This is a genomic window from Micromonospora sp. SH-82 (assembly GCF_051132485.1).
In the GTDB taxonomy this organism is placed as follows: Bacteria; Actinomycetota; Actinomycetes; order Mycobacteriales; family Micromonosporaceae; genus Micromonospora.
In genome coordinates, this window is sequence record NZ_CP148049.1 from 2,046,821 (window position 1) to 2,065,608 (window position 18,788).

16 protein-coding genes, 1 tRNA gene and 1 other RNA gene are annotated in these 18,788 nt (G+C 70.2%); 12 read left to right on the forward strand and 6 right to left on the reverse strand.

The features are described from left to right. Nucleotides 1–71 precede the first annotated feature (71 nt). Nucleotides 72–3,023, forward strand: a complete 2,952-nt coding sequence (secA, locus tag WHN02_RS09475; protein WP_434742989.1) for a preprotein translocase subunit SecA — start codon at nucleotides 72–74, stop codon at nucleotides 3,021–3,023. 100 nt (nucleotides 3,024–3,123) lie between these two features. On the opposite strand, the gene WHN02_RS09480 is transcribed toward secA, so the two are convergent. Beyond that, the gene (locus tag WHN02_RS09480) at nucleotides 3,124–3,756 is read right to left on the reverse strand and encodes an Rv3235 family protein (RefSeq protein WP_434742990.1); all 633 of its coding nucleotides are present in this window, start codon (nucleotides 3,754–3,756) and stop codon (nucleotides 3,124–3,126) included. A 90-nt stretch (nucleotides 3,757–3,846) separates the two neighbouring features. Further along, nucleotides 3,847–4,077 (reverse strand): helix-turn-helix domain-containing protein, encoded by a 231-nt coding sequence (locus WHN02_RS09485; protein ID WP_434743887.1) that lies wholly within the window; start codon nucleotides 4,075–4,077, stop codon nucleotides 3,847–3,849. A 200-nt stretch (nucleotides 4,078–4,277) separates the two neighbouring features. Here WHN02_RS09485 and WHN02_RS09490 point away from each other — a divergent pair, with 200 nt between their 5' ends. Further along, entirely contained in the window at nucleotides 4,278–4,787 is a 510-nt protein-coding gene (locus tag WHN02_RS09490; RefSeq protein ID WP_434742991.1) for a DUF6912 family protein, read from the forward strand. Nucleotides 4,788–4,799: 12 nt separating this feature from the next. On the opposite strand, the gene WHN02_RS09495 is transcribed toward WHN02_RS09490, so the two are convergent. Beyond that, the gene (locus WHN02_RS09495; RefSeq protein WP_434742992.1) at nucleotides 4,800–5,972 is read right to left on the reverse strand and encodes a hypothetical protein; all 1,173 of its coding nucleotides are present in this window, start codon (nucleotides 5,970–5,972) and stop codon (nucleotides 4,800–4,802) included. Between the two features lie 291 nt (nucleotides 5,973–6,263). Between WHN02_RS09495 and pruA the strand changes: the two genes are divergently transcribed. From pruA to ssrA, 7 genes are all read left to right on the forward strand, one after another. Then, complete coding sequence (gene pruA / locus WHN02_RS09500) at nucleotides 6,264–7,892, forward strand: L-glutamate gamma-semialdehyde dehydrogenase (RefSeq protein ID WP_434742993.1); 1,629 nt, start codon at nucleotides 6,264–6,266, stop codon at nucleotides 7,890–7,892. Between the two features lie 237 nt (nucleotides 7,893–8,129). Then, on the forward strand, nucleotides 8,130–8,648 hold the full coding sequence (locus tag WHN02_RS09505; protein ID WP_350895928.1) for a PadR family transcriptional regulator: 519 nt from the start codon (nucleotides 8,130–8,132) through the stop codon (nucleotides 8,646–8,648). Nucleotides 8,649–8,806: 158 nt separating this feature from the next. Continuing rightward, the gene (gene prfB, locus WHN02_RS09510) at nucleotides 8,807–9,928 is read left to right on the forward strand and encodes a peptide chain release factor 2 (RefSeq protein WP_434742994.1); all 1,122 of its coding nucleotides are present in this window, start codon (nucleotides 8,807–8,809) and stop codon (nucleotides 9,926–9,928) included. A 118-nt stretch (nucleotides 9,929–10,046) separates the two neighbouring features. Continuing rightward, the gene (gene ftsE / locus WHN02_RS09515; protein ID WP_350895930.1) at nucleotides 10,047–10,727 is read left to right on the forward strand and encodes a cell division ATP-binding protein FtsE; all 681 of its coding nucleotides are present in this window, start codon (nucleotides 10,047–10,049) and stop codon (nucleotides 10,725–10,727) included. Between the two features lie 70 nt (nucleotides 10,728–10,797). Further along, the gene (ftsX, locus tag WHN02_RS09520; protein WP_434742995.1) at nucleotides 10,798–11,673 is read left to right on the forward strand and encodes a permease-like cell division protein FtsX; all 876 of its coding nucleotides are present in this window, start codon (nucleotides 10,798–10,800) and stop codon (nucleotides 11,671–11,673) included. Nucleotides 11,674–11,821: 148 nt separating this feature from the next. Next, entirely contained in the window at nucleotides 11,822–12,301 is a 480-nt protein-coding gene (smpB, locus tag WHN02_RS09525; protein WP_350895932.1) for an SsrA-binding protein SmpB, read from the forward strand. Nucleotides 12,302–12,426: 125 nt separating this feature from the next. Beyond that, nucleotides 12,427–12,801, forward strand: a transfer-messenger RNA (tmRNA) gene (gene ssrA / locus WHN02_RS09530). A 227-nt stretch (nucleotides 12,802–13,028) separates the two neighbouring features. Here the strand turns inward: ssrA and mdlC are convergent. Then, nucleotides 13,029–14,624 (reverse strand): benzoylformate decarboxylase, encoded by a 1,596-nt coding sequence (mdlC, locus tag WHN02_RS09535; protein WP_434743888.1) that lies wholly within the window; start codon nucleotides 14,622–14,624, stop codon nucleotides 13,029–13,031. 354 nt (nucleotides 14,625–14,978) lie between these two features. On the opposite strand from mdlC, the gene WHN02_RS09540 reads away from it, so the two are divergent. Further along, nucleotides 14,979–15,569 (forward strand): YqgE/AlgH family protein, encoded by a 591-nt coding sequence (locus WHN02_RS09540; RefSeq protein ID WP_434742996.1) that lies wholly within the window; start codon nucleotides 14,979–14,981, stop codon nucleotides 15,567–15,569. A gap of 118 nt (nucleotides 15,570–15,687) precedes the next feature. Further along, nucleotides 15,688–15,760, forward strand: a tRNA-Ala gene (locus tag WHN02_RS09545). Nucleotides 15,761–15,896: 136 nt separating this feature from the next. Here WHN02_RS09545 and WHN02_RS09550 read toward each other — a convergent pair. Both WHN02_RS09550 and WHN02_RS09555 read right to left on the reverse strand, forming a co-directional pair. Next, a complete protein-coding gene (locus WHN02_RS09550; protein WP_434742997.1) occupies nucleotides 15,897–16,472 on the reverse strand; it encodes a hemerythrin domain-containing protein in 576 nt (191 codons plus the stop codon). After that, a complete protein-coding gene (locus WHN02_RS09555) occupies nucleotides 16,469–17,680 on the reverse strand; it encodes a hypothetical protein (RefSeq protein ID WP_434742998.1) in 1,212 nt (403 codons plus the stop codon). Before WHN02_RS09555 ends, WHN02_RS09550 begins: the two co-directional genes overlap by 4 nt. A 201-nt stretch (nucleotides 17,681–17,881) precedes the next feature. Between WHN02_RS09555 and WHN02_RS09560 the strand changes: the two genes are divergently transcribed. Continuing rightward, nucleotides 17,882–18,703, forward strand: a complete 822-nt coding sequence (locus tag WHN02_RS09560; RefSeq protein ID WP_434742999.1) for an RNA methyltransferase — start codon at nucleotides 17,882–17,884, stop codon at nucleotides 18,701–18,703. Nucleotides 18,704–18,788 lie beyond the last annotated feature (85 nt).

The window sequence follows — 18,788 nt, forward strand, 5'->3', positions numbered from 1 at the left end:
CGCCACCAGTGACGCGCACCCCGACCGAACGCCTACGATGGGTCGAGACTGTCTCAGGGGAGCGTTGATCCGTGTCGATTCTGGAAAAGGTCCTCCGCGCCGGCGAGGGCCGTATGGTCCGCCGGCTCAAGGCGATCGCCGCCGCCGTCAGCTCGATCGAGGACGACTACGTCGACCTCACCGACGAGGAGCTGAGCGGCATGACCGACCAGTTCCGGGAACGTCTGGCCGACGGGGAGACCCTCGACGACCTGCTACCCGAAGCCTTCGCGGTGTGCCGCGAGGCGGCTGCCCGGGTGCTCGGCCAGCGGCCGTACGACGTCCAGGTGATGGGCGGCGCGGCGCTGCACTTCGGCAACATCGCCGAGATGAAGACCGGTGAGGGCAAGACCCTGACCTCGGTCATGCCGGTGTACCTCAACGCACTGTCCGGGCTGGGCGTGCACGTGGTGACCGTCAACGACTACCTCGCCCAGCGGGACGCGGCGTGGATGGGCCGGGTGCACGAGTTCCTCGGCCTGACCGTCGGGGTGGTGCTGCCGAACCGGCCGTCCAGCGAGCACCGGGCCGCGTACGAGTGCGACATCACGTACGGGACCAACAACGAGTTCGGCTTCGACTACCTGCGCGACAACATGGCGTGGTCGAAGGACGAGCTGGTGCAGCGCGGTCACAACTTCGCCGTGGTCGACGAGGTCGACTCGATCCTGATCGACGAGGCCCGTACCCCGCTGATCATCTCCGGTCCGGCCGAGCACTCCGCCCGCTGGTACGGCGAGTTCGCCGGGGTGGTGGCCCGGCTCCAGGCCGGCAAGGACGGTGAGGGCGACTACGAGGTCGACTTCTCCAAGCGCACCATCGCCGTCACCGAGCGGGGTGTCGCCAAGGTCGAGGACCGCCTCGGCATCGACAACCTGTACGAGTCGGTGAACACCCCGCTTGTCGGCTACCTGAACAACGCCATCAAGGCCAAGGAGCTCTACAAGCGGGACAAGGACTACATCGTCAACGACGGCGAGGTGCTGATCGTCGACGAGTTCACCGGCCGGATCCTGCACGGCCGCCGGTACAACGAGGGCATGCACCAGGCGATCGAGGCCAAGGAGGGGGTGGAGATCAAGCAGGAGAACCAGACCCTGGCCACCATCACCCTGCAGAACTTCTTCCGCCTCTACGACAAGCTCTCCGGGATGACCGGTACCGCCCAGACCGAGGCCGGTGAGTTCAACAAGGTCTACAAGGTCGGCGTGGTGAGCATCCCCACGCACCGGCCGATGGTCCGCGAGGACCGCGCCGACGTCATCTACAAGACCGAGAAGGCCAAGTTCAACGCGGTCATCGAGGACATCGCCGAGCGGCACGCGATCGGTCAGCCGGTCCTGGTCGGCACGGTCTCGGTGGAGAACTCCGAGGTCCTGTCCCAGCTGCTGCGTCGCCGGGGCATTCCGCACTCGGTGCTGAACGCCAAGTTCCACGCCCGGGAGGCGGAGATCGTCGCCCAGGCGGGGCGCAAGGGCGCGGTCACCGTCGCCACGAACATGGCCGGCCGTGGTACCGACATCCTCCTCGGCGGTAACCCCGAGTTCCTCGCCGCGAGCGAGCTGCGCCAGCGCGGCCTCGACCCGGCCGAGCAGCCTGACGAGTACGCCAAGGCGATGGAGGAGGTCCTGCCGGAGGCGAAGCAGGCCTGTGCGGTCGAGGCGGAGGAGGTCGCCGCCGCCGGTGGCCTGTACGTCCTGGGCACCGAGCGGCACGAGTCCCGCCGGATCGACAACCAGCTGCGCGGTCGTGCCGGTCGGCAGGGGGACCCGGGCGAGTCCCGCTTCTACCTCTCCCTCCAGGACGACCTGATGAAGCGGTTCCGGGCGGGCGCCGTCGAGGCGGTGATGGAGCGGTTCAACATCCCCGAGGACGTGCCGATCGAGTCGAAGATGGTCACCCGCCAGATCAAGGGTGCCCAGGCGCAGATCGAGGGCCAGAACGCCGAGATCCGTAAGAACGTCCTCAAGTACGACGAGGTCATGAACAAGCAGCGCCAGGTGGTCTACGCCGAGCGGCTGCGGGTGCTCAACGGGGAGGACCTCTCCGACCAGGTCCGCAACATGATCGACGACACCGTCGAGGCGTACGTCCGGGGGGCCACCTCCGACGGGTACGCCGAGGACTGGGACCTCGACCAGCTCTGGACCAACCTCCGGCAGCTCTACCCGGTCGGGGTCACCGTCGAGGAACTGGAGGAGGAGGCCGGCGGTGAGCGGGCCAGCCTGGACCAGGACTTCCTCGTCGCCCGGTTGAAGGAGGACGCCAACGCCGCCTACGACCGGCGCGAGGAGCAGCTCGGCGAGGAGGGCACCCGCCAGCTGGAGCGGATGGTCCTGCTCCAGGTCATCGACCGCAAGTGGCGTGAGCACCTGTACGAGATGGACTACCTCCAGGAGGGCATCAGCCTGCGGGCGTACGCCCAGCGTGACCCGGTGGTGGAGTACCAGCGCGAGGGCTTCGACATGTTCGCCACCATGATGGAGGGCATCAAGGAGGAGACCGTCGGCTTCCTCTACAACCTCGAGGTCCAGGTCACCGAGCCGGAGCCGGAGGCCGAGGAGGTCCAGCTCCTGGAGAAGCCGGTGGAGATCAAGGCGAAGGGTCTCCAGCGCGCCCCCCAGCAGCAGGGGTTGCAGTACTCCGCCCCCACCATCGACGGTGAGGCCGGTGCCGGCGGGGTGGTCGTGGAGCGCCCCGAAGAGCAGGCCCCCGCGCTGGGTATCGGCCGGTCGGCCGCCCCCGCTCAGGGCGCTCCCTCCGGGTCGGCGTCGCAGCGTCCGGCCGCGAGTGCGGGCCAGAACGGGGGCGGGCAGCGTCCGAGCCCCGCGCTGGGCGGGCCGGCCGTCGCGTCGAACGTGGCCCGGCGGAACGCTCCGGGGCAGGCCGACTCCGGCAACAGCCCGTCGCGTAACGCCCCCTGCCCGTGCGGCTCGGGCCGCAAGTACAAGCGCTGCCACGGCGCTCCCAACGGCGGCGCCTGAGCCGTACGGCTGTCTCGGCGGCCTACCTGACGCACGGAACCCCGGGCACCCCCCACGACGGTGGGTGCCCGGGGTTCCGTGCGTCGTGGCGTCCCGACGGTCAGAGCACCTGGATCGTGGTGCAGAGCCAGGTGCCCCGCTGCTGTTCCAGGCGCAGCGCCATCGCCCAGGAGGTGCCGGTGGTGGTGCCGAGCACGGCGGCGGCCTCCACCGCCGTCGGTCGGGGTTGGCAGACCCGGAGTCGTCGCAGCCGCACCCCGGGTCGGGTGGAGCGGCGTTTCACCGGCCCGGACCGGGCCGCGCCCCGGGCCAGCTGCTGGGCGACGATGGTGGCCTGGCCCGGGGCGGCCAGTGGGCGGATCTGCCCCGGTGGCCGGTACCCGTTGAGGATCTCCAGGCACATCGCGACGAACCGGTGGGCGACCCGGAACGCCTGGGGGTCGACGTCGTCGTGGTCGAGACCGCCGGACAGGGGGTCGGCCGGGCCGGGGGACGCGGCGGGCCGACCGGCCGGCCCGGTCGGCCCGCCGGGTCGGGTGGGGGCGGACCGGGGGTCCTGGTGGCGGTTCGCCGGGCGGCCCGGTCGCCTGTCGAACAGGTCCAGTGCGAGTTGGGCGTTGGACGGGCGGGGCCAGAGGTCGGCCGGTTCCTCGGTGAAGGGCGGGTCGAGGGGTGGGACCGGACGCAACCGGACCGGCGGGCGGGTCGGGCCGGGGCGTCGGATGTCGACCATGTCAAACCCTTCGTTTGCTTCAGTTTGCCTCCGATAGCCTCAGTCTGAAGTACGCAGAGTCACCCGTCAATGGGATCGCGGAGCTGTCGGTCACTCCTCGTCGCGCTCGGCCAGCGGGTTCTTCCGGACCCACTCGGCGGTCTCGGTGTACTTGAGCTGGATGTACTCCTCCAGGCGGGCCCGTTCGACCCGCCACTGACCACGACCACCGATCTTGATCGCGGGGAGTTCCCCGCTGCGTACCATGTGGTACACCTGCGAATCCGACACGTTCAGCTCGGTGGCCACGTCGGAGAGCAGGAGGAACCTCGGCTCCACCAGAACCTCCGGGGTTGACGTTCGTTTGGTTCAGTTTGCCACCGGTGACCGACATCACCGGTGTGGCCGTCCCGGCGACTTCGTCGAGGACACGCCGGATCCTCTTGGCCTCCACGCGACGCCGGGTGTAGGACGGTTTCGACGTACGGCATGATCGGCACCCGAGGCCGCCTGCGCCTCGGTGGACAGCGGGGAGGCGACCCATGGGCGAGGACCGGATCCGGGTGTACGTACCGGCGACCGTGCCGCTGCTCGCGCGGCTGCGCGCCGACGGACTACCGGTGGACGACGGGCACACCGTGACCCCCGCCCTGCGCGAGTGGTACGCCGAGGGCGACGAGGAGGAGCTGGAGTACGTCGCCTTCACCCGAGCCGCCCAGGACGCGTTGGCGCTGCTGCACGACGACCCCACCGCCCCCCGTCGTCGGGTCGTGGTGGCGGTCGACCTCCCGGCAGCCGCGATCGGGCGTCCCGACGCCGTGCTCGGCTCCAGCCTGGTGCCGTTGACGCAGCCGGTGTCGGTGCAGGCGGTCGCCGCCCTGCACGTCGACGGCGACGAGGCGGTCCCCGACGTGACAGCCGCCGTCGAGGTGGTCGTCAAGGCGCTCGACGGCGACCCGGACGCCCAGTTCACCGTTGACGGCGCCGAGGACCACGAACTGGAGTGGTACGCCCCGAGCGAGCTGGACCTGCTGCTGCACTCGGCGTCCTGACCCGGGCCGGGTTCATCCCCTCCCGGGGGCCGTCTCGTCCCCGTCGAGGGGCTCCTCGTCGACCTCCTCGGCGGGCTTGAGGGTCCGGCCGAAGAGGATCAGGCAGGTGAGCGCCCCCACGAAGAGCACCCAGATCCCGTTGTCCACCCGGGAGGTGCCGAGGGAGGTCTGTGCCACCGCGTCCGCCTCGCTCAGCGCGGCGGCCAGGTCGAGCAGGGTCCGGCCGCCGACCCGGATGACCACCTCGGCGACCAGCAGGAGCAGGCCGGCCCCCGCCCCGGCGATCAGGTACGCCGGCCACCGGGGTGCGGTCGCCGTCGGGTCGCGGCGGACCGCCCGGCGGCGGGCCCAGCCCAGGTAGGCGAAGGCGATCACCCCGGCCAGGAGACCGGCGAGCAGGGACTCGGTGCGCGAGACCCACCTCGCCGCGCTCACCAGCGCCTCCTGACCACGGTCCCCGCCGAACAGGTCGAACAGTGGGTCCCGGGCCAGGCTGAAGGCGACGACGAAGACCAGCACCCCGAGGGCGGACGCCACCACCGCACCGGCCACCGCCGCGCTCCGCGCCCCCGCGACGGCACCACCGATGGTGGCTGCGGCCGCGGCCGTACCGGCGATGACGTTCGTCGTGGCGGTGTCGGCGTAGGTGAGGTTGATGGCCACCGCGGTCCCCGCGCCGACCAGCAGGCCGGTCCCGGCCGCCGCGACGAAACGGACCGTGGCCTGGTCGAACCCGCGCCGCGCGAGCAGGTTCACCGCGGCCAGGGCCACGGCGGCCCCGGCGACCAGCGCCGCCGAGATCACCCCGGGCAGCGCGAAGGCGGAGAGGCTGATGGCGGTGACCCCCGCCTGGGCCGAGCTGATCGCCCCCCGGGTGGACCAGAGCATCGCGGCCAGCCAGCCGAGAGCCAGGACGGCGAAGACCGCCGCCCCCGGCGCGAGCATCGCAACCGGGCTGCCGTCGGGGCGTTCCACCGCGTCGGTCGGGTCGGTCTCCCTCCCGGTGTCTCCGTCCCGGTCCGGCTCGCCGCCCGTCGTCGACCCGGGGGCCACGGCCTCGGTGTCGGGAGTCGCGGCCTCGCCTCCGGGTGTCGGGCCGCCGTCGGTGGACGGGCCGGTCCCGTCGGCCGCCACCGGGGCGGCCGCCGCCTGCTCCGTGGTGGCGCTGCCGGGATCGTTGCTCATCGTCTCCCCTTCGACGGTTCTCCGGCCCCCGGGTACGACCCCGTGGGCCGGGTGGTCAACCGGTTGTTCAGCGTACGCGCACCGGCGCGGACAGCCTCGCGGCCCGACCGGCCGGGCCGGTCCGGTGCGCCCCCGCGACCCGCCGGACGGACCGCCCCGCGTGACAGAATCGCGGCAGGTTCCGCCGCCGTGACCGGCTGTACCCCGCGCACGGCTTCCGGCGTCCGGCCACCCGGCCGAACGTCTGCGGGACCGGGTTCGCCCCCGCCGCCGAGAGCATCAGGAGCCGTGATGGACGCTGTGTTCGACGTACCCGAGCCGTACAACGAGCCGGTACGCAGCTACGAGCCGGGCAGTGCCGACGCCGACCAGCTCCGGCGGCGGTTGACCGAACTGGCGGGTGACCGGATCGACCTGCCGATGACCATCGCGGGTACGTCCCGGATGGCCGGCGGGGAGCGGATCGACGTCGTCGCGCCACACCAGCGTGCCCATGTGTTGGGCGTCACCGCGCACGCCACCCACGACGACGCCCGGCTCGCCGTCCAGGCGGCCAAGGACGCCGCCCCCGGCTGGCGGGCGTTGCCCTTCGAGGAGCGGGCGGCGGTCTTCCTGCGCGCCGCCGACCTGCTCGCCGGGCCGTGGCGGGACACCCTCAACGCGGCCACCATGCTCGGGCAGTCCAAGACCGTGGTGCAGGCCGAGATCGACGCCGCCTGCGAGCTGATCGACTTCCTCCGGTTCAACGTGCACTTCGCCCGGCACCTGCTGGCCGAGCAGCCACGGTCCTCCCCGGGGGTGTGGAACCGTTTCGACCACCGGCCCCTGGAGGGCTTCGTCTACGCGGTCACCCCGTTCAACTTCACCGCCATCGCCGGCAACCTGCCGTCGGCCCCGGCCCTTGTCGGCAACACAGTGGTCTGGAAGCCCTCGCCCACCCAACAGTTCGCCGCCCACTTCACCATGCGGCTGTTCGAGGCGGCCGGACTCCCACCCGGCGTGATCAACCTGGTCACCGGACGGGGGGAGGAGGTGTCCGACGTGGTGCTCGCCGACCCGGACCTGGCCGGCATCCACTTCACCGGCTCCACCACCGTCTTCCAGCACCTGTGGCGCACCGTCGGGCAGAACATCGCCGGGTACCGGGGTTACCCCCGCCTGGTCGGCGAGACCGGCGGCAAGGACTTCGTCGTCGCGCACCCCAGCGCGGACCCCGAGGCCCTGCACACCGCCCTGATCCGGGGCGCGTACGAGTACCAGGGCCAGAAGTGCTCGGCGGCGTCCCGGGCGTACGTCCCCCGGTCGTTGTGGGAGGGCGGGTTGGGTGACCGGCTCGCGGCCACCGCCGAGGCGCTGACCTACGGCGACGTGACCGACTTCCGCAACTTCGGCGGGGCGGTGATCGACGCCAAGGCGTACGCCCGGCACACCGCCGCCCTCGATCTGATCAACGGTGACGACTCCTGCACCGTCCTGGCCGGGGGCACCGCCGACGACTCGGTGGGGTGGTTCGTCAGGCCCACGCTCTTCGAGTGCACCGACCCGGCACACGAGACCTTCACCACCGAGTACTTCGGTCCGATCCTCGGTGTGCACGTCTTCGACGACGCCCGCTTCGACGACATCGTCACCCAGGCCGAGGCGATCGCCCCGTACGCACTCACCGGGTCGATCTTCGCCACCGACCGGCGGGTCGTCGACGCGGTCGCCGAGCGGATGCGGTACGCCGCCGGCAACTTCTACGTCAACGACAAGCCGACCGGTGCGGTGGTGGGGCAGCAGCCGTTCGGCGGTGCCCGGGCCAGCGGCACCAACGACAAGGCCGGTTCCTGGCACAACCTGGTCCGGTGGATGTCGCCCCGGACCATCAAGGAGACCTTCGTTCCCCCCACCGATCACAAATACCCGCACATGGGCTGAAACAGCGCATGGTGCCCCCGACGTCACCCGGTCCGGTGACGTCGGGGAGCGCTGTGGCGGCCGTCCCGGCCGGGAACCGCCGCACCCGGGATCTGGTCACCGAGGGTGACAGGAGATGACAGGTCGTACCGGCATGTCGGACTGTCGTCGGCCGACAGTGCACATAGGAAGTCCTACACGGGTGCCGAAATGGTGAAATCCTGGACGCCGCGACCGCAAAGTGGCAGCGTAATGGGCATGGCGGAATCCGGAGTCAACCCCACGGCGGCAGCTCTGCTCGGGCTGCTTCACGAGGGACCCATGACAGGCGGCCAACTGATGGCCGCCGCTGAGCGCCGACTGGCGCCATACTGGTCGATGACACGTAGTCAGGTCTACCGCGAGTTGCCGGTGCTGGCCGAGCGGGGTTTCGTTCGCCTGGGCAAGCCCGGCCCCCGGATGAGCCAGCCGTACGCGATCACCGCCTCCGGGAAACGGACGTTCTCCCGGTGGCTGGCCGAGAACCCGGGCAAGGACACGATCCGTAACCCGGTGGCGCTGCGGATCGCCTTCGGGGACCTGCACTCGGCGAACCAGCTCCGCAACCTCTACGCCACGGCCAACGAGTACCACACCGAGGCCTTGGCGGCGGTCCGTGAGCAGGTCAAGAACGCCAAGAAGGAGGGCGAGGCGTACGACGCCAGCGCCCTGGAGTTCGCGGTGGCCTACCACAAGGCCGCCCTCTCCTGGCTCAAGAGCGCCCCGGTCGGCAGCTGACCCGCCCGACCCCGGCGCGCCGAGCTGCCCGGAGAGCTGGGCTGATTCGGCCCGGTGTGCGGGCTGGCACGCTCACTCCTCCTCCGAGCTGGGCTGATTCGGCCCGGTGTGCGGGGCTCGCATGCTCACTCCTCCTCCGAGCAGTACGCTTGTTTGTCGTGACCGCTGCCGATTACGCCGAACAGCTCAAGGACCTCGACGCGACCCTGCGCAACATCGAGGCGGTGCTCGACCTCGACCGCCTGCGCAAGGACAAGGCCCGCCTGGAGCAGGAGGCCTCCGCCCCCGACCTGTGGGACGACCAGGCCCGCGCCCAGAAGGTGACCTCCCAGTTGTCGTACGTCAACGGGGAGATCAGCAAGCTGGGCAGTCTGCGTTCGCGGCTCGACGACGCCCACGTGCTGCTGGAGCTCGCCGAGGACGAGGACGACACCGGTGCGCTCACCGAGGTCGAGACCGAGATCGGTGGGTTGACCAAGGCCATCGAGGAGATGGAGGTCCGGACCCTGCTCTCCGGCGAGTACGACTCGCGGGAGGCGCTGGTCGCCATCCGGGCCGGGGCAGGCGGGGTCGACGCCGCCGACTTCGCCGAGATGCTGCTGCGGATGTACCTGCGGTGGGCCGAGCGGCACGGCTACCCGACCGAGGTCTACGAGACCTCGTACGCGGAGGAGGCGGGCCTGAAGTCGGCCACCTTCACCGTCAAGGTGCCGTACGCCTACGGGACCCTCAGTGTCGAGTCGGGGACCCACCGGTTGGTCCGGATCAGCCCCTTCGACAACCAGGGGCGGCGGCAGACCAGCTTCGCCGGGGTCGAGGTGCTGCCGGTGGTGGAGCAGACCGACCAGGTCGACATCCCCGAGAACGAGATGCGGGTCGACGTGTACCGCTCCTCGGGTCCGGGTGGCCAGTCGGTGAACACCACCGACTCCGCGGTCCGGCTCACCCACATTCCCACCGGGATCGTCGTCACCTGCCAGAACGAGAAGTCCCAGCTGCAGAACAAGGCCAGCGCCCTGCGGGTCCTGCAGGCCCGGCTGTTGGAGCGTAAGCGCCAGGAGGAACAGGCCAAGCTGGAGGGTCTGAAGACCGACGCGGCCGGATCCTGGGGCGACCAGATGCGTTCGTACGTCCTGCACCCGTACCAGATGGTGAAGGACCTGCGCACCGAGCAGGAGACGGGGAACCCGAGTTCGGTCTTCGACGGTGACCTGGACGCCTTCATCGAAGCCGGCATCCGTTGGCGTAAGCAGCAGCAGCTCGCCGACAACAGCGCGTGACCGTTCGCGGGCGCTGTGCTCGGTCGATCTCCCCCTGACCGGGCATTTGGATGACGCGCCACGCATCACCCGGGCGTGGGACTTGGCGTTGCGATTACACGGCGTAGACTCACCACCCGTGATTCAGCTTGAGCAAGTGACGAAGACGTACCCGAAGGCGTCCCGGCCTTCGCTCGACAACGTGTCCGTCTCGATCGAGAAGGGCGAGTTCGTCTTCTTCATCGGGCCCTCCGGCTCCGGCAAGTCCACCATCATCAAGATGCTGTTGCACGAGGTCACCCCGAACAAGGGGCGGGTCGTGGTGAACAACAAGGACGTCACGTCGCTGCGGTCCTGGAAGCGTCCCCACTTCCGGCGGTCCATCGGCTGTGTCTTCCAGGACTTCCGGCTGCTGCCCAACCGCACCGCGTACGAGAACGTGGCCTTCGCCCTGGAGGTCATCGGCAAGACCAAGGCGGTCGCGCGTCGGGTCGTACCGGAGGTGCTGGAGCTGGTGGGTCTCGGCGGCAAGGAGCACCGCTACCCGCACGAGCTCTCCGGTGGTGAGCAGCAGCGTGTCGCGGTCGCGCGGGCGTTCGTGAACCGTCCGCTGATCCTCCTGGCCGACGAGCCGACCGGTAACCTCGACCCGGACACGTCCATCGAGATCATGCGTCTGCTGGACCGGATCAACCGCACCGGCACGACCGTCGTGATGGTCACGCACGACTCCAACATCGTGAACCAGATGCGCCGGCGAGTGATCGAGATCGAGAGTGGCCGGATCGTGCGCGACCAGGCCCGCGGCGTCTACGGGTGAGCCGGCCCGGTACCCCCGCCGAACACCCTGACGACGAACACCTCATGCCGGAGACCCGGAGGAACCCCCGATGCGCGTGAAATACGTCCTGTCCGAGGTACTGGTCGGACTGTGGCGCAACGTGACGATGACCATTGCGATGATCATCACGATGGCCGTGTCCCTGACCATGCTCGGCGTCAGCGGCCTGGTCTACAACAAGGTCGCCGACATGAAGGACCTCTACTTCGAGAACGTCGAGGTCTCGATCTTCCTCACGCCGGAGGCGACCGAGGAGCAGCGGACCGCCCTGGAGGGCCAGCTGAGGTCCGACGCGCTCGTCCGGGAGGTCATCTACGTCGACAAGAACGAGGCGTACGAGCGGTTCAAGGAGATGTACCAGGACGCCCCTGACCTGGTCAACGCCGTGAAGCCGGACCAGCTTCCGGAGTCGTTCCGGCTGCGGCTGGTCGACCCTGAGCAGTACCGGCAGATCAACGACCAGTACTCGTCCGTCGAGGGCGTCGACCAGATCGTCGACCAGAGCCGGGTGCTGGACAAGATCTTCAACCTCTTCACCGCCGGGCAGAACGTCGCCCTGGTGGCCGCCATCGCGATGGCGATCGCCGCCCTCATGCTGGTCGCCAACACCATCCAGGTGGCGGCGTACAGCAAGCGGCGTGAGGTCGCGGTCATGAAGCTGGTCGGTGCCTCGAACTGGTTCATCCAGGCGCCGTTCGTCCTGGAGGCGGTCGTCGCCGGTCTGATCGGCGCGGTGCTCGGCCTCGGTGCGCTGGTCGGGTTGAAGACGTTCCTCTTCGACGGGGCGCTCTCCAGCCTCCAGGGGCTCTTCTCGCCGGTGAGTTGGGGCGAGATCTTCCTGACCTTCCCGCTGATGGCGGGCATCGGTGCCCTGGTCAGCGCGGTCACGGCCTGGGTCACGCTCCGGTTCTACCTGCGGGTCTAGTCACCTGCGGGGCATCCCCCACGGTCTCTGCGAGGCCCTCCCGTGCCGGGAACAAAACGGTGCGGGAGGGCCTTCGACGTTCCGGTAGCATGATCTCCGCCGTGCGGCCCGGTGCCTCGCGGCGAGGCGGGAAGGGGGTGGCAACCGAATGCCACGGGAGAAGGGGCGCAAGGTCGTCGCCTCCAACAAGAAGGCCCGGCACGACTACTCGATCCTCGACACGTACGAGGCGGGGATGGCGTTGACCGGCACCGAGGTCAAGTCGCTGCGCGCCGGGCGGGCCTCGCTCGTGGACGCTTTCGCCCAGGAGCGCAGCGGCGAGCTGTACCTGCACGGGATGCACATCCCGGAGTACACCCAGGGCACCTGGACCAACCACGAGCCCCGGCGTACCCGCAAGCTGCTGCTCAAGCGGCTGGAGATCGACCGTCTGATCGGCAAGACCCGGGAGAGCGGGTTGACCATGGTGCCGTTGCAGGTGTACTTCTCCGACGGCTGGGCCAAGGTCGAGATCGGCCTGGCCAAGGGCAAGAAGACGTACGACAAGCGGCAGGACCTCGCCAAGCGGGACGCGGACCGGGAGATCGCCCGGGTCGCCGGTCGGCGCAGCAAGGGAATGCACGAGTAGTTCGGGCGTTTCGCCCGCTATCGGGGTTTCGTCGTTCTCCAGGGTCGCCGGTCGGCCGGCCTCGGGATGAATCCGGTTGCGGGAGGCGTTAACATGGGGGTGCTGCCACGAAGGGCAGCCGTCGAGGGGGTGACTGGTTTCGACTTCGTACGTTGCGGCAGGGGAAGCGAGCCGAGGAAGCCGACGTCGTCTCGAGAATCGTTCGTCGGAAACTATAAGCGCCAAGCAAAATCGCGCTGACTTCGCTCTCGCCGCCTGAGGCGAGTAGTGAGTCTGTCGGCCTGGGAGCGCCTTCGACCCAGTTAGCCGGCATCAGCTAGAAGGCTGGCCAACCGGACCCGGTCGCGGGGTCCGTGCGGCGAGATCAATCAGCGACTGGGCCCGTCACACCGACTCGCTCGCGTGATCGGAGGGGCCGAGTAGAGGCACAGCGAGCTGCGCTCGGAGAAGTCCTGTCAAACCGGCGAAGGACCCGGGTTCGATTCCCGGCACCTCCACCACCAGCGAAGCGCCCCGGTCCTCCCAGACCGGGGCGCTTCCCTTTCCCACCCCACCCCCCCCCGGTTCTCCGTGTTGATCAAGGGGTTTGCGTCAGAATCCGGCCCAGGCCTGACCCAAATCCCTTGATCAACAGGGCCGGGCGGGAGGGCGAGGCGGGGAGGGCCGGGAGGGAGGGCGAGGCGATCAACGGGGCCGGGCGGGGAGGGCTAGGCGGGGTGGGGTGGGGTTAGAGGAGGGTGGGGATTTCGGGGTCGATGGGGACGGGGATGACTGTGGGGCGGTCGGCGAGGAGGGCGGTGGCCAGGGTGTCGCCGAGGGTCTCCGGGGTGTCGGCCACCACCGCGGCGCAGCCGTAGCCTCGGGCCAGCGCGGTGAGGTCCACCCCGGGCAGGTCCAGCCCGGGGACGCCCGGGGTGTCCTTGAGGGCGGCGAACGCCTTGAGGATGGCGTACTGCTGGTTGACCGGGACCACGACGATCAGCGGCAGCCGGAGCCGGGCGGCGGTCCAGAGGGCCTGCACCGAGTAGTGGAAGGACCCGTCGCCGATCACCGCCACGACCGGTCGCCGTCGGCCGGTGTCCCGTTCGGCCAGGGCGATGCCCACCGCCGCAGGCAGCCCGAACCCGAGGCCCCCGCTGGCCATGGTGAAGTAGGACGCCGGACGTCGGATCCACAGCCGACGGCGCAGGGCCGCCAGGTTGGACGGTGACTCCTGCACGAGGACCCCGTCGGCCGGCCAGTGCCGGGCCAGCGTGGCGAAGAGGGCGTCGGCGGTGAGCGGCAGACCGGCCCGGGGCGGGTCGGGTGCGGTGCGGGTGGCCGGTTCCGGCCGGTCGGTCACCGGCAGCAGGTCCACCAGGGCGTCGAGGGTCAGGCCGGGGTCGCCGAGCAGGCTCTCCCCGACGGGGGCCCGGGCGGCCTCCTCCGGGTCGTCGGTGACGTGCAGGAGGCGGGCACCGTCGGGCAGGTGGGTGCCGGGCAGGTGGGGGTAGTACCGGAACACCGGCGCCCCCACCACCAGGACGGTGTCGTGGCCGCGCAGCGCCTCGGCGAGCGGGGCGATGGCGTACGGCAGCACCCCCCGGAAGTAGGGGTGGTCCTCGGGGAAGCTGGCCCGTTCGGGGGCGGGGGCGGACCAGACCGGGGCGTGCAGCTTCTCGGCCAGGTCCACCGCCGCCGGCCAGGCCCGGGAGCGGTCCACAGCGGCACCGAACACCAGGGCGGGGGTCCGGCTGGCCGCCACGATCTCGGCGAACTCGCGTAACCGGCGGGGGTCCGGGGCGTACCGGGTGGCGACGGTGCGCAGCTGCGGGGGCGGGTCGGACGGCTGTTGCCAGTCGTCCATCGGCAGGGAGAGGAAGACCGGCCCGGTCGGTGGTTGGACGGCGGTGGCGTACGCCCTCATCAGGGCGGCCGGGATGTCCTGGGCGCGGACCGGTTCGTGGCTCCACTTGACGTACGGCTGGGCCAGTTCGGTGGCGCGGGGGCTGGCCAGTCGGGGTTCCAGCAGGAGCATCTCCCGGCTCTGCTGCCCGGCGGTGACGATCAACGGGGTGCGGTTGTGCCAGGCGGTGACGAGGTTGCCCATCCCGTTGCCGGTCCCCGGGGCGGTGTGCAGGTTGACGTGGGCGGGGCGGCGGGTGGCCTGGGCGTACCCGTCGGCCATCGCCACCGCCGAGGCCTCCTGGAGCGCGAGGACATAGTGGAAGTCGGCGGGGAAGTCCTGGAGGAAGGGCTCCTCGGTGGATCCCGGGTTCCCGAAGACAGTGGTCAGGCCCAAACTGCGCAGCAGGTCGTACGTGGTGTCGCGGACCGTGGCCATCGTCACCCCGCCTCCCGTGTGCGAGCCGCTCACCCCGAATGTAACCGGACAATCGTGATGAGAAGGCGATTTCGGCCAGCGGTACCCGGGGTGGGGCAGGGGAAGGGGCAGCTCGACGGCGGTCGGAGGGTCGACGCCGGGGGACGACGCCACCGGCAAAGTCGATCACCCTCGGTCAGAGGCCTTAACCAGCAACCGGGGCGCAGGCTATGGTGCCAGGCATGGCGGTGACAGCGCGCAGGGCGCGACGGTACGACGCGCCGCACGTGAGCGGGGTGCGTCAGTGCTCCCCGGCGTCCGGGCGCGGTTGCGGGTGCCAGGATCCGCCGGCGACTCGGTTGTCGGATGGTTGACATGCACAGGGAGGGCCCGGCGATTGGCGGTCATGTGACGGAGTCCATGACCGGACGGTTGCTGGTCGCGACTCCCGCGCTGAAGGATCCGAACTTCGACCGTACGGTGGTGCTCCTGGTGGCCCACGAGCCCGGAGGGGCGCTCGGCGTGGTGCTCAACCGGGCGACCGAGGTGCCGGTCGCCGAGGTGCTCGGCGACTGGAACGACCTGGCCCGGCACCCGGCGGTCCTCTTCGAGGGCGGCCCGGTCCAACCCGACTCGGCGATCTGTCTGGCCCGCCTGCACAGCCCGGTACGCCGGCTGCGCGGTTTCCACCAGGTCTCGGGGGCGGTCGGGACCGTCGACCTGTCGGTCGGACCGGAACGGCTGCGCGAGGAGGTCGCCGGCATCAGGGTCTTCGCCGGCTACTCCGGTTGGGGCGCCGGCCAGTTGGAGCAGGAGATCGAGGAGGGGTCCTGGTTCGTCCTGGACGCCCTGCCGGGGGACGCCTTCGTCGACCGTCCGGACGACCTCTGGCCGATGGTCCTGCGCCGTCAGGGCGGCATGTTGGCCGCCGTCGCCCACTTCCCGCCGGACGTGGCGTTGAACTGACCGCCGGACGTGGCGTCGAACCGACGGACCCGGCCCGGCGGGGCACCCCCGCGATGTGACCGGGACGGCCGAGATGTGTATAGTTTCGCCAGTGCCCGGGCGACCGGGACAGCAGTGGGGGGCCGTGGCGCAGCTGGTAGCGCACCACACTGGCAGTGTGGGGGTCAGGGGTTCGAGTCCCCTCGGCTCCACCCGAGCAAAAGGGTTCAGGACCCGGTCGATCTGATCGACCGGGTCCTGAACCCTTTTCGTATCCGTATCTGTCTACGATCAGCCCCGCATCACGCTGGCTGCGATCGGTTCCGCGCTGCGCTGCGCAGTCTGCGATCAGTCTCGCATCGCGGTCCGGATCGCGTCGCGTACCCGGTCGACGATCGCGACGGGGGGACCGAGCATCAGGTTCGCTGTCGCGGACTCCACGCCGGGGTGTGGCCTGGTCGGGGCCACCGCCTCGGCCATTCGGACCGCCCGGGCCAGGTTCACCAGCCGCTGAGGCGGGTGCGCCGCCCGCAGCTGCACGAACTCGTAGCGCTCCTCCCGGGTCGCGTGCTCCAGCACCGCCGTCCGCAGCGCCGCGAACCGGGCGTCGAAGTCGGGCGTCTGCGGGCCGTCGTCGACCAGGCCCTTGAGCAGCTCCTTGGCCTCTCGCTCCTCGTCGAGCCGGGCGTCGACCACGTCGGCTCCGCCGTCGATGCTGCCACGGGCGAGTGGGTGCACGATCTCCTCCTCCGCGGTCTCGTGCACCGCGAGTAGCCGGGTCAGCTCGTCCCAGGCATGCTGCCTCGACTCGCCCTCGCTCGCCGCGACCATCCGGAACAGCTCCTCGATCCGGGCGTGCTGGGCGAGCAGCAGGTCGATCACGTCGGCCCCGTCGGTCGGGTCGACGCCCGGCTGCGCCGTCACCGGTCGCCGTCCTCGGGCCGACGCAGCGACTCCACCGGATGCGGCCCCTCGGTCTCGATCCGGTACTCGCCGCCGAAGCGCTCCCGGTGCATGTCGATCACCTGCTCGCTCGCCGGCTTCTCGCCGCCGTGGATCTGCTCCTGCAGCCTCTCGAACCGCTCGTGGGCCTCCCGGACGTAGCCGGCCCCCAGGGTGGTCAGGTCGATCTGGGTGCCGAGGAGGTGCCGGAGGTACTCCTTGTTGGGCTCGAAGGTCACCGGCACCGGAAGCTGCGGGGCCAGGACCTCCTCGGGCTCGCGTCCGTCGAAGCGGCGCATCAGGTCACAGGCGGCCTGCAACTGGGCCAGCTCCATGTTGAGGTGCAGCTCCCAGATCGCCTTCACCTTCGGGTCCGGCTCCTGGGTCATGAACGAGTGGTAGAGGTAGACCTCGTTGTACTCGTGGTTGACCAGCCGCTCCCACCAGGTCTCCCCGGGGTCGACGAGCGACTCGTAGTGGGTGACGTGCTCCTGCTCGATCATGCCGATCTCGACGTAGAGCCGGCGGGCGATCGGCTCCATGTACTGGGGACCGACGTTCATGTAGAAGTTCATCGTCTGCTGTTCGGCCGACATGACGGTGAGCGCGTGCAGTTTGGACAACGGGTCGACGGTGTCGCGGTCGTACGGGTCCCGGACGTTGTCGTACGGATGCCTGTGGTGCAGTGTGGTCGGCCGTCCGGGCATCACCTCGGTGAGGTCGTCGACCACCTTCTTCGCCTTGCGCCGTTCGATCATCTCGAAGAGGTTGGCGTAGCGGTACAGGTGGTCGAAGTCCTCAAGGACCCCGAACTCGTACGCCTGCTTCAGGTAGGGGTCCGGCTCCATCCGGGCGATCCAGGCGGTCAGGTCGACCGCCACCTGCTCGTACGCGATGGTGGTCTCAAGGGTGCTGGCGATCGGCGGCAGGAGCCAGTTGACCACCTTCTGCTGCTGGGCCTCGATGTAGCGGGTGTACGCGAGCTGCCGCTTCACCTCCGGGTCGGGGCAGGTCCGGGCCATGTGGTGGCTGAACATGATCGACTCGATCTCGATCCCGTTCATGACGATCACCCGACACCTGGTGTACGGGTCCGCGTCCGGGTCGAGCGGCTCGACGTCCAGTTCGCGCCAGTTTCGCAGCTGTTGGTCGAGGGGGATGCCTTTCTCGGCGAGTGGATTGAATGTCATCGGTTACCCCTTTTATCGTTGTCGGTGACTCGGCCAGTACCCTCCGCAGTCGCCGTAAACCGGAAAGCCGGGGAGGACTTTTCCCGGCCGGTCCGGTCGGGCTCGTCGCCCGTCCGGAGGGTGGGTAGGGTCGTCCCCGACCGCGGAGCCGTCCGCGACGACGGCCTGACGGCCCCCCTCGACGAGAGGCTCCCCGGCACCGTGACCAGAACGTTGAGGATCACCACCCGCAACGCCACGTTCCAGCAGTGGCAGGCGTTGCTGACCAACCGCACCAAGCGGCAGCGGGCCGGTGAGTTCCTCGTCCAGGGGGTACGCCCGATCTCGCTCGCCGTCGAGCACGGGTGGCGGATCCGGACGCTCGTGCACCCCGACGGGGCGACCGGGTCCCGGTGGGCTCGGGACCTCCTCGACCGGGTCGACGCCACCCGGGTGGCGATGGCCGGTGAGCTGCTACGGGAACTCGGCGGCAAGGACGAGGAGGCACCGGAGCTGCTCGCCGTGGTCGAACTTCCCGCCGACCGGCTGGACCGGATCCCGCTGCGCGCCGACGAACTGGTGCTGGTCTTCGACAGGCCGACCACCCCGGGCAACATCGGCACCATGGTCCGCTCGGCGGACGCCTTCGGCGCGGCCGGGGTGATCGTCACCGGGCACGCCGCCGACCCGTACGACCCGAAGGCGGTCCGGGCCAGCACCGGATCGCTGTTCGCCGTACCAGTGGTCCGGGTGCCCAGCCATCGGGAGGTGCTGGACCGGGTGGGTGCGGCCCGGGAGTCGGGGGTCCCGGTCACGGTGGTCGGCACCGACGAGAACGGTGACGTCGACATCGCCGCGCACGACCTGACCGGCCCCACCGTCCTCGTCGTCGGCAACGAGACCCACGGGATCAGTGCCGCCTGGCGGGAGTCCTGCGACCGGACCGTCCGCATCCCGATCACCGGCGCGGCCAGCTCCCTGAACGCCGCCACCGCCGCCACCGTCGCCCTCTACGAGGCGGCGCGGCAACGCTCGCGGCGGTGACCGGGCGGGGGACCCCCGTCACACCGGCGGCAGAAGGTGACAGTCCGACGGAGGGTTCTCGCCGTCGGGTTGGAACGCGTCGGGC

Bases quoted from the DNA above. Each gene is read 5' to 3' on its own strand.
- ftsX (WP_434742995.1), top strand. From the start codon at position 10,798: ATGCGCGTGAAATACGTCCTGTCCGAGGTACTGGTCGGACTGTGGCGC.
- pruA (WP_434742993.1), top strand. From the start codon at position 6,264: ATGGACGCTGTGTTCGACGTACCCGAGCCGTACAACGAGCCGGTACGC.
- WHN02_RS09555 (WP_434742998.1), bottom strand. From the start codon at position 17,680: ATGACATTCAATCCACTCGCCGAGAAAGGCATCCCCCTCGACCAACAG.
- WHN02_RS09505 (WP_350895928.1), top strand. From the start codon at position 8,130: ATGGCGGAATCCGGAGTCAACCCCACGGCGGCAGCTCTGCTCGGGCTG.
- WHN02_RS09495 (WP_434742992.1), bottom strand. From the start codon at position 5,972: ATGAGCAACGATCCCGGCAGCGCCACCACGGAGCAGGCGGCGGCCGCC.
- mdlC (WP_434743888.1), bottom strand. From the start codon at position 14,624: ATGGCCACGGTCCGCGACACCACGTACGACCTGCTGCGCAGTTTGGGC.
- WHN02_RS09490 (WP_434742991.1), top strand. From the start codon at position 4,278: ATGGGCGAGGACCGGATCCGGGTGTACGTACCGGCGACCGTGCCGCTG.
- WHN02_RS09540 (WP_434742996.1), top strand. From the start codon at position 14,979: ATGCACAGGGAGGGCCCGGCGATTGGCGGTCATGTGACGGAGTCCATG.
- smpB (WP_350895932.1), top strand. From the start codon at position 11,822: ATGCCACGGGAGAAGGGGCGCAAGGTCGTCGCCTCCAACAAGAAGGCC.
- WHN02_RS09480 (WP_434742990.1), bottom strand. From the start codon at position 3,756: ATGGTCGACATCCGACGCCCCGGCCCGACCCGCCCGCCGGTCCGGTTG.